The organism is Trebonia kvetii (assembly GCF_007827045.1).
GTDB lineage: Bacteria > Actinomycetota > Actinomycetes > Streptosporangiales > Streptosporangiaceae > Trebonia > Trebonia kvetii.
In genome coordinates, this window is record NZ_RPFW01000006.1 from 515,131 (window position 1) to 531,127 (window position 15,997).

The 15,997-nt window shown below is 69.4% G+C and carries 13 protein-coding genes; 8 read left to right on the forward strand and 5 right to left on the reverse strand.

Going from position 1 to position 15,997, the window contains the following annotated elements; translation table 11 throughout:
- The first annotated feature begins 20 nt into the window (after positions 1–20).
- Positions 21–1,469, forward strand: a complete 1,449-nt coding sequence (locus EAS64_RS30990) for a phytoene desaturase family protein (protein ID WP_145858776.1) — start codon at positions 21–23, stop codon at positions 1,467–1,469.
- Positions 1,470–1,533: 64 nt separating this feature from the next.
- Here the strand turns inward: EAS64_RS30990 and EAS64_RS30995 are convergent, their stop codons facing one another.
- Positions 1,534–2,049, reverse strand: a complete 516-nt coding sequence (locus EAS64_RS30995) for a nitroreductase family protein (protein ID WP_145858778.1) — start codon at positions 2,047–2,049, stop codon at positions 1,534–1,536.
- A 348-nt stretch (positions 2,050–2,397) separates the two neighbouring features.
- Between EAS64_RS30995 and ligM the strand changes: the two genes are divergently transcribed.
- The gene (gene ligM / locus EAS64_RS31000) at positions 2,398–3,801 is read left to right on the forward strand and encodes a vanillate/3-O-methylgallate O-demethylase (RefSeq protein WP_145858780.1); all 1,404 of its coding nucleotides are present in this window, start codon (positions 2,398–2,400) and stop codon (positions 3,799–3,801) included.
- Here ligM and EAS64_RS31005 read toward each other — a convergent pair.
- Positions 3,798–4,745, reverse strand: a complete 948-nt coding sequence (locus tag EAS64_RS31005; RefSeq protein ID WP_187366292.1) for a CHAD domain-containing protein — start codon at positions 4,743–4,745, stop codon at positions 3,798–3,800. The two genes, ligM and EAS64_RS31005, sit on opposite strands and share 4 nt — an antisense overlap.
- Positions 4,746–4,875: 130 nt before the next feature.
- On the opposite strand from EAS64_RS31005, the gene EAS64_RS31010 reads away from it, so the two are divergent.
- Together EAS64_RS31010 and EAS64_RS31015 are read left to right on the forward strand one after the other, a co-directional pair.
- Positions 4,876–5,355 carry a DUF6328 family protein gene (locus EAS64_RS31010; protein ID WP_222849741.1) on the forward strand — a complete coding sequence of 160 codons (480 nt, stop codon included), beginning with the start codon at positions 4,876–4,878 and terminating at the stop codon, positions 5,353–5,355.
- A 169-nt stretch (positions 5,356–5,524) separates the two neighbouring features.
- The gene (locus tag EAS64_RS31015; RefSeq protein WP_145858785.1) at positions 5,525–5,992 is read left to right on the forward strand and encodes a hypothetical protein; all 468 of its coding nucleotides are present in this window, start codon (positions 5,525–5,527) and stop codon (positions 5,990–5,992) included.
- Here the strand turns inward: EAS64_RS31015 and EAS64_RS31020 are convergent.
- Positions 5,908–8,376, reverse strand: coding sequence for a Rossmann-fold NAD(P)-binding domain-containing protein (locus EAS64_RS31020; RefSeq protein ID WP_145858787.1), 2,469 nt, complete (start codon positions 8,374–8,376; stop codon positions 5,908–5,910). The genes EAS64_RS31015 and EAS64_RS31020 overlap by 85 nt on opposite strands.
- Before the next feature lie 177 nt (positions 8,377–8,553).
- Here EAS64_RS31020 and EAS64_RS31025 point away from each other — a divergent pair, with 177 nt between their 5' ends.
- Positions 8,554–9,258: an SAM-dependent methyltransferase gene (locus EAS64_RS31025; protein WP_145858789.1), complete on the forward strand. Its 705-nt coding sequence runs from the start codon at positions 8,554–8,556 to the stop codon at positions 9,256–9,258.
- A 43-nt stretch (positions 9,259–9,301) separates the two neighbouring features.
- Positions 9,302–10,591, forward strand: a complete 1,290-nt coding sequence (locus tag EAS64_RS31030; protein WP_145858790.1) for a DUF445 domain-containing protein — start codon at positions 9,302–9,304, stop codon at positions 10,589–10,591.
- Positions 10,592–10,604: 13 nt separating this feature from the next.
- Here EAS64_RS31030 and EAS64_RS31035 read toward each other — a convergent pair whose 3' ends face one another.
- Both EAS64_RS31035 and EAS64_RS31040 read right to left on the reverse strand, forming a co-directional pair.
- Positions 10,605–11,198, reverse strand: a complete 594-nt coding sequence (locus EAS64_RS31035; protein ID WP_187366293.1) for a DUF2076 family protein — start codon at positions 11,196–11,198, stop codon at positions 10,605–10,607.
- Between the two features lie 22 nt (positions 11,199–11,220).
- Positions 11,221–12,099, reverse strand: a complete 879-nt coding sequence (locus EAS64_RS31040; RefSeq protein WP_222849742.1) for a phosphatase PAP2 family protein — start codon at positions 12,097–12,099, stop codon at positions 11,221–11,223.
- A 129-nt stretch (positions 12,100–12,228) separates the two neighbouring features.
- Here EAS64_RS31040 and EAS64_RS31045 point away from each other — a divergent pair, with 129 nt between their 5' ends.
- Both EAS64_RS31045 and EAS64_RS31050 read left to right on the forward strand, forming a co-directional pair.
- Positions 12,229–13,107 (forward strand): hypothetical protein, encoded by an 879-nt coding sequence (locus tag EAS64_RS31045; RefSeq protein ID WP_145858795.1) that lies wholly within the window; start codon positions 12,229–12,231, stop codon positions 13,105–13,107.
- A 239-nt stretch (positions 13,108–13,346) separates the two neighbouring features.
- Positions 13,347–15,875, forward strand: a complete 2,529-nt coding sequence (locus EAS64_RS31050; RefSeq protein WP_187366294.1) for a discoidin domain-containing protein — start codon at positions 13,347–13,349, stop codon at positions 15,873–15,875.
- The last annotated feature ends 122 nt before the right edge of the window (positions 15,876–15,997 follow it).

Here is a 15,997-nt window from a genome sequence, read left to right on the forward strand (position 1 = left end):
TCGGGAAAGGACGTGCACTAGTGAGCGCAGCGGACGGATTTGACGCGGTTGTCGTCGGGTCGGGGCCGAACGGGCTGATCGGCGCGGTCACGCTCGCCGAGGCCGGCCTCCGCGTGCTGCTCGTCGAGGCGGCCGAGGAGTTCGGCGGCGGCCTGCGCAGCGGGCAGCTGACCGGGCTCGACGGGTTCACCCACGACTGGTGCGCCACCGTGCTGCCGCTGGCCAGGGCCTCGGCCGCGTTCCGCGACCTTGACCTGCCCGTCGAGTGGTCGTTCCCTGCGGTGCAGGCGGCGCACCCGCTCGACGGACAGCAGGCCGTCCTCGTGCACAGGGACGTGGCGCAGACCGCGGACGGACTCGGCTCGCGCCGGGACGCCCGCGCCTGGCGGGAGACCGTCGGCGCGGCGGCACGCGGCGGCTTCGGGCTCGCGGACAGCCTGCTCTCACCGCTGTCGGTGCCCCGGGCGCCGCTGCGGCTCGTCAGGTACGGGATGTTCGGCGGGCTGCCGGCGACCTTGCTCGCCCGGACGCTGTTCGGCGGCGAGCGCGGCCGTGCGGTGCTCGCGGGCATGGCCGCGCATTCCATGGTCGACCTGCGCCGGCCGATCACCGGCGGGTACGGGCTGCTGCTCGCCGCGCTCGCGCACCAGGTGGGCTGGCCGGTCGTCAGGGGCGGCTCGGCGCGGCTCGCCGCGGCCCTCGTCACACGATTCGAAGAGCGCGGCGGCGTCGCGGAGACCGGGCGCCCGGTCAAGGACCTCGCCGACGTGCCGCGCGCGGGGATCATCCTGCTCGACCTGACGCCGCGGCAGGTTCTCGGCGTGTGCGGCGAGCGTCTTCCCGCCCGCTACGCGCGCGGCCTGCGCTCGTACCGGTACGGGCCCGGCGTGTTCAAGATGGACTGGGCACTGTCCGGCCCGGTGCCGTGGCGCGACCCCGCGGTGGCGGGCGCGGCCACCGTCCATCTCGGCGGCACACTCGACGAGATCGCCCGCGGTGAGGCCGAGGTCGCGGCCGGACGGATACCGGAGCGTCCGTACGTCCTCGCAGTGCAGCCATGCGCCGCCGACCCGTCACGCGCCCCGGACGGCCGCCACATCCTCTGGGCCTACTGTCATGTGCCCAACGGGTCGGCCGCCGACATGACCGCCGCGATCGAGAACCAGGTCGAGCGGTTCGCACCCGGCTTCCGCGACTTGATCATCGCGCGGACCTCGCACGACACCGCCGCCATGGAGCGGCACAACGAGAACCTGGTCGGCGGCGACATCGCAGGCGGATACTCGGGCCTGTCGCAGTTCGTCAGCCGGCCGGTGCTGTCCGCGCACCCGTGGCGGACCCCGCTGCCCGGCGTGTACCTGTGCTCGGGTAGCACGCCGCCCGGCGCTGGCGTGCACGGCATGGGCGGTTATCACGCGGCCCGGCTGGCGCTCGCCGACCTAGGGATAAGGCCAGGCAGCCAGAAGTAGGCCGAACCCGTTTGGATGGAAGATCTAGATCATCCCGAACGGGTTCGTGGCTCCGCCCGATCCCCTACCAGCTTCCGTGGCGGACGACCTCGTCGAAGGGGAGGCGATTCGGCTTGAGCACCGGGGTCAAGGGCCGGTCCGCCGGGTAGCCGAGGCCGATCATGAAGGCCACGTCGTGGTCGTCGGGGACGCCGAGTATCGCGCGGGCCGCCGCCTGGTCGCCGACCGAGGAGTGGCCGGTGCCGACGCCGAGGTCGGTCGCGGCGAGCATCATCGCGTATGTGGCCTGGCCGAGGTCGTACTGGTCGACGACCTTCATGCGTTCGTCCTGCGGCTGCGGAATGACGAGCGCGATCGCGGCGGCGGCGCCCGCGATGTGCCGCGCGCCCTGCCAGACGGTCGACAGCTTCTGCAGCTGCTCCCGGTCGGTGACGACGATGAAGTTCCAGTGCTGCCGGTTGCTCGCCGAGGGTGCGCGCCAGCCGGCTTCGGCGATGCGGTCCAGGTCGGCGGCGGGGATCGGGTCCGTGCGGTAGGTCCGCACGTTGCGCCGGGCGCGGATGGCGTCCCAAGTCTCCATGTGTGACAGCTCCTCTGCTCGGTCATTGCCTAGCGACTCGATAGGCATACCGCATCGAGGGGCCGCGCGGCCAGCACGCGGCCTTTGTGGTCTGCCACGATCGTGAACTCGCCTGACGTCCAACCGGGGACCTGACCGGAGCCGGTTACCCGCCCTACCTGCGAGGTAGGCCTCCAAGAGAGGGCGTCCTCGGACTGTTGCCGGGAACCATAGGGCCGACCCAAATGTGGGTCCGCGCAACAGGGACAAGGTGCCCGACTAGGTACATCATGGTCATCGGGCCGTCGGCTGGACCCCGTACTGACTGGCCGAGACAGCACGTGGTAACGAGGAAGGTAGGCAAACCATATGACGCAGCGAAGCCTTGAGGATCTGCTGCAGACGGTGAACCCCGTCGAGCTGCTGCGGAACTCCCAGGAGGGCGCTTACGTCTATCCGGTCGTCCCAACCGAGTTCTCCAACTGGAAGGCCGAGCAGGTCGCGTGGCAGAAGACCGCGGTGCTGTTCGACCAGACGCACCACATGGCGAACGTGTACATCAAGGGCCCGGACGCGCTGAAGCTGATCTCCCACCTCGGGATCAACACGTTCAAGAACTTCCCGCTGAACATGGCCAAGCAGTTCGTGCCGGTCACCTACAGCGGCCACGTGATCGGCGACGGCATCCTGTTCCACCTCGAGGAGAACGAGTACGAGTTCGTCGGCCGGGTGCCGACGGTGAACTGGGTGCAGTTCCACGTCGAGACCGGCGACTGGAACGTCGAGCTCGTCCGTGACGACCGCTCGCCGTCGCGCCCGATGGGTCAGGCCGTCACCAGGACCCAGTACCGCTTCCAGATCCAGGGCCCGAACGCCTCTGCGGTGATCGAGAAGCTGAACGGCGGCCCGATCGCGGACATCAAGTTCTTCCGCACCGACTACATCAACATCAAGGGCCGCAAGGTGCACGCGCTCCGCCACGGCATGTCCGGCCAGCCCGGCCTTGAGGTGTGGGGCCCGTACGAGGAGTACCTGGAGATCCGCGACGCGATCCTGGAGGCGGGCGCGGAGTTCGGCATCACGCCGGTCGGCTCCCGCGCGTATGCGTCCAACACCCTGGAGTCCGGCTGGATCCCGTCGCCGCTGCCCGCCATCTACACCGGCGATGACCTCAAGGCATACCGTGAGTGGCTGCCGGCGCAGGGCTACGAGGGCTTCGCGGGCACGCTCGGCGGCTCGTTCGTCTCCTCCAACATCGAGGACTACTACCTCACGCCCTACGAGCTCGGCTACGGGCACATGGTCAGGTTCGACCACGACTTCATCGGCCGCGAGGCGCTCGAGGCGCTCGACAAGCCGTCGCAGCGGCGCAAGGTGACGCTGGCGTGGAACGGCGAGGACGCGGGCCGCATCGCCGCCTCGCTGTTCATCGACGAGATCCCGGCCAAGGGCCTGGACGTGCCGATCTCGAACTACTCCTCGTCGAACTACGACGCGCTGCTGCTCGACGGCAAGGTGGTCGGCCTGTCGCTGTTCACCGGCTACAGCCACAACGAGCGCAAGGAGCTGTCGCTCGGCATCATCGACCCGTCGATCGACGTCGGCACCGAGGTCACGCTGGTCTGGGGCGAGCCGGACGGCGGCTCGCAGAAGGCGTCGGTCGAGCGGCCGCACAAGCAGGTCGAGGTGCGCGCCACCGTCTCGCCCGTGCCGTACTCCAGCGAGGCCCGCGAGCACTACGCGGAAGGCTGGCGGGTGGTCGGCCGCGCCTAGAGACGCGACTTCCAGGCGCGCCGCCACACGCGGCGCGCCTGGGTCCGTGCGTCGAGGGCCTGATGATGCGCGCGCTCGTGCAGCAGGCCGAAGCTGAAGGCGTTCTCGCCCGCCAGGTGCGCCTGTATGCCGATGTCGCGGGCAACCGCCCTGGCGAGCACCGCGTCCTGGTGGTCGCCGAGTACGGACTGCACGTTTTTCATCCGCTTGACGGACCGGTGCGCCTTCTTGCCGCGCTTCTTGCCGAGCGCGGGCTCGGCGACCTCCGCGGCGTAGCGTGCGCGCTTGGCCGCCTTGCGCGTCTCGTGCACCGCGACCTCGCGTGGCCGGCCGGCCGGCGCGCGGCGGGCACGGCGCATGCGGCGGTTCGCCCGCCGGGTGGCGCTCCGCACGGCGCGCGTGAGCACCGTACCCGCGGGTTCTGCCGCCTCCGGGGTGAGCGGCGGGCTGTCGAGCAGCCGGCCGAGTTCTGCGCGCAGCTCGCGGTACCGCTCGGAGTCGAGTGCCTCGAGCACTTCCCTGCGCGCGTTCGCCTCGATCGGTGCGAAGTGGATGGTGATCCGCGCCTGCGCGGGACCGAGCACGAGCTCTGTCGGCACCGCGGCGAGCCCTGCATGCAGGTTGTCGGCGAGCACCTCGGCGTCGCGGGCCTCGCCGAGCACCCCGCCGAGCCACTTCAGCTCACCTTGCAGGTGCCTGGTGTCGGGCTCCCTGAGGATCGTCGGGTAGGCCTGGAGGACCGCGCGCAGCCGGCGGGCTGTCACGCGCATCTGGTGCACGGCGTCCGGCTTTTCCCTGCGCACGGCCAAGTCGAGTGCGGTGAGCCGGGCGGTGTTGGCGTCCAGATAGGCGAGCACTACCTCGCCGGCCGGCGAGTTCTTCGTGAACCGCCTGCGCCGGGCCGGCCGCCAGCCGGCGGCGACCCGCTCAGGTGCTGGTGTCATGCGCGTCTCAGGTGCTGGTGTCATGCGCGTCGTTGTCGTGTTGAGCGTTCCCATTGGCCGCGCCTACCCATCGTTTTACTGCTGACACCCCGGGGTAGCTCAGCAATTCGGCAACCGGGAGGTGGTCAGTGTGGGGGCAGGCGAGGCCGGGGAGTCGCGCGACGAGACTGTCGCCCAGCGCGACGACCGCAATACCGCCGAACTGATACAGGAACTGCGGGTGGTGGGGCTCGGAGTGCAGGTGCTCTTCGGCTTCCTCCTTTCGCTGCCGTTTACCGCCAGGTTCACGAAGCTCACCGCGGGCCAGCGGGACCTTTACCTGGCATGCGTTGTCCTCGCCGCGGTGGCGACCGTCCTGCTGATCGCGCCGGTCGCCTACCACCGGCTGGTCTTCCGTCAGGGCATGAAGGAGCGCCTGGTGCGGTTCGCCAACGGCGTGGCGATACTTGGGCTGGCCGCCGTCGGAGGGGCGGTGCTCACCGCGGTGCTGCTCGTGACGTGGTACGTCGGCGGCGCGCTGGCGGGCGCCGTCATCACGGCGCTGACCGCCCTCGTGCTCTGCTGTCTGTGGTTCGCCGTTCCGCTCGCGAGCCGCCAGCTGCTCCGCTGAGTCCGGGCGGGCGGCACGGGCGCGGACGATGAAGGTTTCCGCAGAAAGCTTCGGGTTTCCTCTGAGGTTGAACCAGGGTGCGCGTTGCAGCGTTCAGAAGGGTGTCCCTGACATCTAGGGTGACCGCCATTCGCGGTCGGCGAGGAGGCGGAACTTGTCAGGAGAAACGGTGTACCGAGACAGGCCCTGGTGGCTTGACGTGCTGCTGCGCGGGCCGTCGGCTCTCGCGTCAGCCCCCGGCCGTGCAATCGTCACGCTGTTGATCGCCGGCGGCGCCGCCTGCACCGTGTACTCGGGATACATCCACCTGTACCTGTGGGGCAGGCAGCAGTTTCCCTACCGGGACATCCCGACCATCGGTCCGCTCTTCCTCATCCAGGGCATTGTCGCGATCCTCATCGGGCTGCTTGTCATCATCATCCGGCGCCTCGGCGCGGTCCTTGTCGGCGCGGGCCTCCTTGTCGCCTCTGTCGCTGCCCTCGTCATCGATGTCGAGGTCGGCATGTTCGGGTTCAAGGACAGCTGGTCCGTCCCCTACGTGAAGACCACGCTCTACGAGGAGATCGTCGGCGCGGTGCTGCTGCTCGTCGCCGCGGGCGCGATCGCCTGGTCCGGCGGTTCCGGCCGGCGCGGCTGACCCGGGGTCGGCCGGTAGCTCCAGCCGAACTGCTCGTTCCGCACCGGCCAGCGCTCGCCGGTCGGCGCCTCGACCACCCAGTCACCCTGCTGCGCGGTCGCCTTGCCCTCCTTGGTCCTGATGACCACCGCCTGCTCCACCTGCCAGGCCCGGTATACGCCGATCCGGCGCCAGCGGCCGTCGCCGGCCGGCTCGTGGCTCGCCTGGAAGTCCGGGTCGGAGACGGTCCGCATGTTCCCCTTGTCGTCCACCACGTGCCAGTCGCCCGCGAAGCCGTGCATCTGCTCGCCCGCGTGCGTGGTCCACGCCAGGGGCTCACTCAGCTGGCTAGCCCGGACCAGGCCGACCCGCTCGTAGCGGGCCGCTCCCGGCGGGCCGCCGGCCGGCACGATCGGCACGAAGCCCACGTCCTCGAGCTGTGCGAGCTGGGAGACCAGGTGACTTCTTATCCCGTCCCGCATGTGGTCAGGCAACTCCGCCCAGGGGACGACGAACTCGCCAGGCCGTCCGGCCGCGAGCCTGCGCTGCTGCCAGCGGGTGTGCTCGGCGATGGCGATGCCGTCCAGGTCCCCCTCGCTCAGCTCGATGACGCTCCCCGGCGGCACCAGGTGGACCGGAGCCCACTGCCTGCCGCACGCGGCGACCGCGGACAGGATCGAGCGGAGCTCGAGGATGTTGTCCTGCTTGAGGAACGGGTCGAGTTCGGGCCAGGGCAGCCGGGCGGGGCTCTGCGGGTGCCCAGCCGGCAGCGGATGGCTCAGCCGGTAGCACTCGTGCCAGTGCCTGGCCACCCGGGTCCAGGTGTCCTCGGGAACCTCGCCCTCGTCGAGCAGCCCGTGCTCGAACGGGTGGAGGAGGTCGAAGATCGCGCCGTCCATGCCCGCCCCGGCGAGCGCGAGCACGAACACCGGGGTCTCCGGATGCAGCCTGGCGACCCGCCCGGCTTCGTGCACTCCGCTGCCGGGCGGGCTCTCCGTGATGATGACGGCGGTCTGCCGCGCCTGGGCCGGGTCCATGGCGTCAAGCGTCTTCAGCAGAAGGTCATGCCATCGGACGGGGTGGGCGACGACAGCGGGGAGCGACTCGAGTGTCGCCTTCGGAGCGGACGCGAGGTACTCGCGCTTGATGTCGGGTGCGCGCAGGTCGAGCAGCGCGATCCGGTCGAGCGGCAGCAGCGAGGGCTCGTCGGACGGTGGCGGCGTGGCCGGATCCGCGGCACGGCCGATCGCGGCAGCCTTGACGAGCTCGGCCTGTTCCCACGCCCGGCGCGCGAGTTCGAGCAAGATGGCAACCGTCAGGGTGCTGTCACCGCAGACCAGCAGATGTCTCGGTTGTGCGCGCAAGACCCTGGAGACGACGCCGCGCGCTGTCGCCTCGGCTGAGCTGAGCGCGTCCTCGAACCACACGCTCGATGTTCCGCTGTGCGTGCCGCGCCAGTGATCGGCGTGCCTCGGGTCGTCGATGAGCGCGACGAGATGCGGATGGCGGTCGGGGACCGCCTGGTAACGGCGGAGAATGCCGGTGGCCGCGTCGATGATCCTCTCGTTGTCCTGGACATTGTCCCGCAGCGCGTAGAGATGGTTAAGCGCGCAGCCGCGCCAGGTGCAGATGATCGGGCGCAGCAAGTGCGTCGAGGACGGGTCGCCGATGACGACGCGGGCGCCGGTGAGCCTTGCCTCCTCGAGCAGCGCATGATCCTCTTCCGGTTCGATGACGATGATCGCGCGCGGGCTGCGCGCCGTCTCTGTCAGCTGCTTGAGCAGGGGAATGGTCAGTGAGCTGAGGCCGGTGACGATCGTCGCGTCTCGCGCGAACCGGGACTGGAGCCTGCCAAGCGGCTGCCGCCACAGTACCGCGCCGAAGGCGATCGCGCCGATCAGCGTCGCGCCGAGGCCGGCGATCTGGCCGAGCTGCAGCGCGAGCGGCGGCGCACCGCCGCAGGCGAGTGCCTTTGCCGTCTCCGGCTGCACGCTCTGGTAAATGTTCGGCGGCTGCCCCACGTAAAGCTGGAGTATCCAGAACACGACGCCGGTGGTGCTCACCCGCCCGCGGCACGGAATGTACGAGGCGAGTCCGAGAGTCGCCGCCGTCAGGACCATCACCACCACGGAGATGAGTCCGATAGGAAGCTGCTGACGCCGCCGCGGCCACCAGTAGGCACTAAGGCTGGCAGCAAGCAGCGCCATCGCCGCGAGCATCGTCCAGTCTTGGTTTGTCTCGAGTGCGGGCAGCCACCAGGCACGGGAACCGGTGAACCAGGCCGGGTCATAGCCGTAGACCCATGCTCCCCAGCACAGCAGGCCGATCAGCACGGCGACGAGGGCCGCGGGAACCAGCCATGCGTGGCGCCGCCAGCCGGGCTGACCTGATGCGTGCGCCGCCATCGCCCCGCTCTCCTGAATTGGCGTCCCTCAATTCAGAGTGCCATGCGGCGGCGAGCCACGTCGATACCAATCGCCGCTGTCGCGGCGCGCACGCGTCGTTTGCGTATCCGTCCTGTGACGTAATGGCGAATAAGCGCCGATCGCGGATTCCTGGCCGAGGTCCTGCGTTTCGCGCCGATGGCCCCGCTTGGCGCCATTGCCAATCGGCAATTCCTGCGCCGTGTGGTGCATTACCTGGTGCTTGAGGCGGGTGTTACGCAGTTTCTCGATATTGGGTCGGGACTGCCCACTCACGGCAACGTGAGCGACGTGGCGCATGAAATCTACCCGGACGCGCGCATCGTTCACGTGGACAACGATCCGGTCGTTTACACGCACAGTAAGGCGCTGCTCGCCGACGCCAGGACCACGGATTTCGTCCTTGGCGACGCCCGCAGGCCAGCGGAGATCCTCGGCGATCCCGTCGTCAGGTCGCTGATCGACTTCGGGCGGCCGGTGGGGCTGCTGCTGTTCGCGGTCCTGCATCACATCGAGGACGAAGACCAGCCGGAGCGGATCATGGCCGAGCTCCGCGACGCGATGCCGGCCGGCAGCAACCTCGCCATCTCCAGCCTCCGGCTGCCCGGGCACGAACTGGCCGAGCAGCGCGCCGTCACCCTCGAGGGCGAGGCACTGATGACCGGGGCCCTCGGTTCCATCCGCTGGCGCGAGGACGCCCAGATCCTGTCCTGGTTCGGCCAGTGGAAAATGGTCGAGCCCGGTCTCGTGCCGCTCGCCGACTGGCGGCCGTCCGCGCCGGCGCACAGCCTTCATCCCGAGGTGCACCACAGCTTCTCCGGCGGCGTGGCAACCAAGGAGTTACCAGGCTTCATGGCCGGCTAGCGTGGTGAGAAAGCAGAGCGCCGCGGACTGACCGGGGGAACCGATGGAACCTGCCGCCACGACGTCCGCCTCACCCGTATCCAAACTCGAACGCGAGTCCATGGACATGCGGGTGCGCCGCCTGGCCGCCGCCCGCCGTCGTGCCACCGCACTACTCGGGGCGGTCACCGTCGGATTCGTTGTGGTGACCGCGGTCGGCGTGCACGGGACACTGCTTGGTTACGTGCAGGCGGGTTTTGAGGCAGCCATGGTTGGCGGTGTCGCCGACTGGTTCGCGGTCACCGCGCTGTTCCGCCGTCCGCTCGGCCTGCCGATACCGCACACGGCGGTCATCGTCGAGCGGAAGGACCAGTTCGCCGCGACGCTCGGCCAGTTCGTTCAGGAGAACTTCCTCAACGCCGATGTGCTCGCCGATCGCATCCGGTCCGCGGGGCCCGCGCCGCGGCTCGCCGCCTGGCTGGCCGACCCCGGCAGTGCCGCCCGCTTCGCCGGTCACGCCGCCGACATCGCGGTGGCGCTCGCCGGAACGCTCCGCGACGAGGACGTGCAGCGGGTGCTCAACGCCGAGGTCATCCGGGCGCTGCAAGCCGTCGAGGTGGCGCCGCTGGCCGGCCGCGCGGTGGGTGTGATGATCGCGGGCGGGCACCATGCCGAACTGTTCAACGCCTCGGTCTCCGCCGCCGATCGGTATCTGGCCGATCACTACGAGGAGCTTCGCGACAGGTTCGAGGCCGAGGCGCCGCGCTGGCTGCCCGACGCGGTCTACGGGCGCGCCTTCGACCGGTTGCACGCGCGGCTGCGCGAGCGGCTCGCGGCGATGGCCGCCGATCCGGACGACGAGGCCAGGCAGCAGTTCGACAAGTGGGTCGCGGGACTGCCCGAGCGCCTCAAGACGTCACCGGAGATGCGCGAGCGTGGCGAGAGCTTCAAGCGCGACCTGCTGGCCAGTCCCGGGCTCAGGGAGTGGACCTCGTCGCTGTGGAAGAACACCAAGGAAACGCTGCGGGTGCAGGCGGCCGATCCGGGCTCCGAGCTGCGGCGACGGCTGGCAGCGGGCCTGACGGCCGCCGGGCGGCGGCTCAGCTCAGACCCCCGCCTGCAGGAGAGTCTCGAGCGGGTGGTCGAGTCGTGGGCGCGGGCGCTCGCCGACCAGTTCCACGACGAGCTCGCCGACCTGGTCACGGGGACCATCAAACGCTGGGACGCCGCGGAGACGTCCACGCAGCTCGAGTTGCTGCTCGGGCGCGACCTTCAGTTCATCAGGATCAACGGCACCGTGGTGGGCGCGGGCGTCGGCATCGCGCTGCACGCCATCGCACTCGCGCTCGGCTGAGTCGGCTGACCGATCAGAAGATGCCGCTGTCGAATCCGCCGTCGTCGAAGCCGTCGTTGCCGAACGCGCCGTCGTCGTATCCGTCGTTGTCGTAACCGGGACCCTGGCCGCCATCGTTGTCACGGTCGCCGTAGTCATCCCCGGCAGCGAAGCCATCCTGGTAGCCCTGCTCGAAGTCCCTGTCCCGGTCGCCGCCGAACAGGCCGCCGTCGAAGATGCTGGTAAGCACCTCGGCACCGAGGATGCCCCCGCCGATGCCGAGCGCGAGCTGGCCCGCGCCGGCCAGGAAGCCGCCGCCCTGCCGCACCGGCTGCTGGTAGTAGCCGCCCGGCTGCCCGTATCCCTGGTAGCCCGCTCCCGCTGGCGGCGCGAACCCGGCCGGCGCGCCGTACTGCTGGCCGGAGGCGAGCCGCGAGCGGAGCTCGTTGATGGTGTGCTGCTGCGCGACGAGCGTCTGGGCCATCTGGTACAGGAGGCCGGGAGGCGCCTGCTTCACGTAGCGCTGAATCAGTGCCTCCGCCGCGTCGTCACGCGGCCCGGCCTGCTCCGCCACCTGGTACAGATGCCGGAACAACTCGTCGATGGCCTGCTGGTCTTGCTGGTTCACCACTGCCTCCAGCTGGGGATCCCTACGCCCCAGGTAGCTTCCTCGCCCTGCCGACACTACCGGTCAGCAGAGCCTGGACCGAAAGCACCGCCATGACGATCGCCGCGGCGACGATGCCGTCGGCCCAGTAGTGGTTGCCCGTGGCGACCACGACGAGCACCGTGACGACCGGATGCGCGACGATCAGCCAGCGCCAGCGGCCCGTGCCCCTGGTGACGATTGCCCACGCCACTAGGAGCGACCAGGCCACATGCACCGACGGCATCGCGGACAGCTGATCGGCACCCGCGGCGGAGCCGACAACGGAGTAGACGGACTCGCCGTAGCGCGCGGCGAGGTCGACGAAGCCGAGAGAGCTCAGCATCCGGGGCGGCGCGACGGGGATGAGCGAGACCAGCAGGCAGATCGCGGTGCTCGCGGCCATCGCGTTGCGGACCGCGGGATAGCCGTCGCGGTGCCTGGCGAACAGCCAGATCAGCATGGCGATCAGCATCCCGAAGTGCATCGTCGCGTAGTACATGTTCGCCATGCGGGACAGCAGCGCGCGCGGCAGCACCAGGTGCTGTACCGCGAGCTCGCTCGGCAGGTGAAGCGACCGTTCGGCGTGCCAAATCCACCACGCGTGCCCGATGGCATCGTGGAAACCGCCCGCGGCGAGATTGCCCGCCAGCTGCCACAGGGCGTACAGCCCGATCACGACGCCGGCCTCGCGCGCGAACGGTCCCACGTGCGCGCCCCACCGTCCGGCCACTTCGCGCAGGCGCGTGCGGTCGCCGTCCTGCAGTGCATGCCCGGCGGCGCCGCCCGCGGTGTGTCCCGCCCGGACGAGCAGCATCCCCGCTGCGCCGAGCCCGGCAGCCAGCACTGCTGCCTGCTGCCAGGACAGCATCAGGTTAACCACCTATGGGTCAACCCGTGTGTTGAGTGGCCTTGTTCCGCCTTCGGGCCAAAAAAGGGAGGGAGCCTCCGCAAAAGAGCCGTCCGGTGCGGGCCGGGATTCGCGACGCCCGCGGCGTGGCATGCTCAAGTCATGCGACGCCCCGATAAGATGCCGACGCGCAAGCAGAAGCACCTCATTCTCGCCGCCGCATCCGCCGCGTGCCTGGTCACGATGCTTTCTGGCTGCCTTGGCGGGTCGCACGCCACCGGACAGGCGCCGACGGCCACGGTCAGCACCGCGCAGGCCGGCTCCGCGCCGGTCACGTCCGCGTCGGCCGGCTCCGCGCCCGCGAGTTCCGACCCTGCCGCCTCCGCCGCGGCGGCACCCTCGTTCACGGTCACCGGGGTGAACCCGGTGCTGCCCAACGGAAGCCAGGACACGAACGACCAGGCACCAGGGACCGTCTGCGACAAGACGAAGTTCTCCGCAGACAAGACGCTCGGCGCGGAGATCGCCGCGGGGTTCGCGCTCGACGGCTTCCCCGTCGCGTCCGGCCTGCTGACGCACTTCCTTGCCGGGGACGGCACCAAGGTGGCCTTCCCGCCGGGTTCGGCGATCGCCAGGCAGGCCCGTGCGAGCAGCGCCTTCCGCGCGCTCGACCGCGAGGTACAGCAAGCCATCCTGAGCCGGCTCAGGGCCGGTCCCGACCTGACGCGGGTTAACCTGCCGGCCGCGCAACTGCCCATGGTGGCGTTCGAATCCGAGAGCAGCGACCTGTACTGGGGGTTTCGCGGCACCCAGGGCCTGACCGTCACCGGGCACGGCAGGCTGGCGAACGGACGGTGGACGGGCACACTCACCTACGTCATGCGGGACAGCTACGGATTCCCCGTCAGTGACACGCTCGCCGGCTTCGGCCCCCCGATGCGGTACCTGCAGACGGTCTGCGGGGCACCGCTGCATTCGGGCGGAGCCCGCTGGTTTCCCGACAGCATCACGGTCACCGTGCCGTTCAGCCTGCCCGCCTGACGACGCTCCCCGCGCGGTCCCATGTCGGTCCCATGTCGGCCGCATGTTCTCATCGCATCGGCCGCTTGCGTGAGATGGCGTGTCCGCGACAAAGACTTGCAAAAAATTACTGAAAATCTGCAACGAGTAAAGAGTTCATTGCAAGAAATGGCGCATCCGTGTTACATGAACGGATGAACGCGGGAAATGTTGTGACATCGGTACCCGCGCTTCATCGAGTCCATGGAAGGCGGTGGGCCGTGTTCGCACGAAGCCTCACCACGGGCGTGGTGCTGGCCACGTTCGTAGCATTGGCAAGCTCCGCTGGGGTAGCCGCGGCAAGCGCCTCATCAGCGCCGGCATCGGGCCACAGCCCGGTAGTGCCGACGTCCGACGGCGGCCGCGGCGCCAGCGTCGCGTTCACCGAGTACTCGGCCACCGGATCGCCGACCAACGGCACCGCGATCGGCCCCAACTTCAACCTCTACACGCTGCCCGCGGAGGCCGTCGGACGCACCGCGGTGACCCTCAGCGGTGCGGGCAAGTACGTCGACTTTGTCCTGGCCAAAGCGGCCAACGCCGTGGACCTGCGGTACTCGATCCCCGACTCGGCCGACGGCACCGGGCTGAGCACGCCGCTGCACGTCCTCGTCAACGGGAGGCCGGCCCCCGACCTGACCCTCACCTCGAAGTACACCTGGTTCTACGGCGGCTACCCGTTCAGCAACAACCCCGCCGACCTGCACGGCCACCACCTGTACGACGACGTGCGGACGATGTTCGGCCGTACGCTGCCGCCCGGCACTCGGGTGCGGTTCGAGACCGCCAACGGTGCGGTACCGGTCACGATCGACGTCGCCGACTTCGAGCAGGTCGCTCCGCCGCTGCCGCCGCCGCGCGGTGCCCTGTCCGTGACGTCCTTCGGCGCCGACCCGACCGGGCAGCAGGACTCGACGACCGCGATCCAGAACGCCATCAACGCGGGCAGCGCGCAGCACCGCGCCGTCTACCTGCCGCCGGGCGACTACACGGTCACCGCGCACCTGATGGTCAACAACGTGACGCTCACCGGGGCGGGCCAGTGGTACTCCGTCCTGCACGGCGCGGGCGTCGGCGTCTACGGCGACGCGGCACCCAACCCGAGCACGAACGTCCACCTGTCCAACTTCGCCATCTTCGGCGAGGTCGCCGAGCGGGTGGACTCGGCAGACCTCAACGGCATCGGCGGCGCGATCGGCGGCAGCTCGACCATCGACAACCTGTGGATACAGCACACCAAGGTCGGCATGTGGTTCACCGGGCCGTTCGACGGGCTGACCATCAGCGGCGTCCGCATCCAGGACACCACCGCCGACGGTATTAACTTCGACGGCGGGGTGACACACGCAACCGTTCGGGATAGTTACGTGCGTAACACCGGTGACGACGGCCTCGCGCTGTGGTCCTTCGGCACCGCCGACTCCGGCGACTCGTTCACGTACGACACCGTGGTGCTGCCCATCCTCGCTAACAACTTCGCGATCTACGGCGGCCACGACAACGCGATCACCAGCGACTACGCCACGGACACCATCACCCAGGGGGGCGGCATCCAGGTCGGCAACCGCTTCTCGGCCGTGCCGCTTTCCGGCACCACCACGATCGCGAACAACACCCTGGTGCGCACCGGCACCCTGGACCCGAACTGGCACTTCGGCGTCGGCGCCATCTGGTTCTACGCCTCGGACGGCGCGGACATGACTGGCACCATCAACGTTGATAAGAACACGATCCTGGACAGTCCCTACGACGCGTTCGGCTTCGTCGGCGACTACATCCCCAACGCCACCCCGCCCGCTTACGCGATCACCAACGTCAACATCAACGGTGCGATTGTGCGCAACGTCGGCACCTTCGTCGCCCAGCTGCAGTCTGCGGGCTCCGCCACCATGTCGAACGTCGTCGCCTCCGGTGTCGGCCTCGACGGCATGATGGCATGCGGCTACGGGATCACCCTGACCCAGGGCCCGGGCAACAGCGGCTGGAGCAGCTCGGCATGCACGTTCCCGCCGTTCAACATCCTCAGCACATCCACATCGTCGCTGGGCTTCGGTCTCGTCACCCTGAACACCCAGAGCCCGGCGCAGACCGTCACCCTTACCAACCCAGGACCGAACCCGACGCCCATCTCCAGCGTTTACGCGACCGGCGGTTTCGCCGAGACCAACAACTGCCCGGCGACGCTTGCCGCCGGTGCCAGTTGCACGGCCACGGTTACCGTCACGCCCACCGCGGTGCAGCAATACGTGGGCAACCTGGTATTCGACGCCGACCCCGCGAATGACCCGTTCGCGCCGTACGTGGTCAACCTGAGCGCCGCCGTTTACAACCCGAACGGCAACCTCGCGCTGACTGCCACCGCGTCGGCCGACAACACGCTCGCCGGGTTCCCGGCCAGCAATGCCAACGACGGCAACCAGGCCACCTACTGGCAGGCGGCGAACGCCTCTGGCGTCCTCACCCTGCAGCTCGCCCAGGCCGCCCCGGTCGACCGGATCGTGCTCCAGCTACCGCAGGGCTGGGGTGACCGCCACCAGACCATCGAGGTCGACGGCAGCACCGACGGCCAGACCTGGACCCCGCTCGTCGCTTCGGCAGCGTACCTGTTCAGCGCGAACAACGCGGCGGGCAACAACGTGGTCGACATCGCCGTGCCCTCAACCACGGTGAACTACATCCGCCTTGACGTCAGCAACAACGACGTCCAGGGCGCGCCGCAGATCGCCGAGTTCCAGGTGTACTCCAACTAACCGGACCATCCAAGAAAGCGGCCCGGGTGAGCCACACCCTCCTGGCTCACCCGGGTCCGCTCTTCGCATACTTGCCCGGCTGAAGCCGGCACCTGTTCGCGACGGGCAACGACCGTGACAAC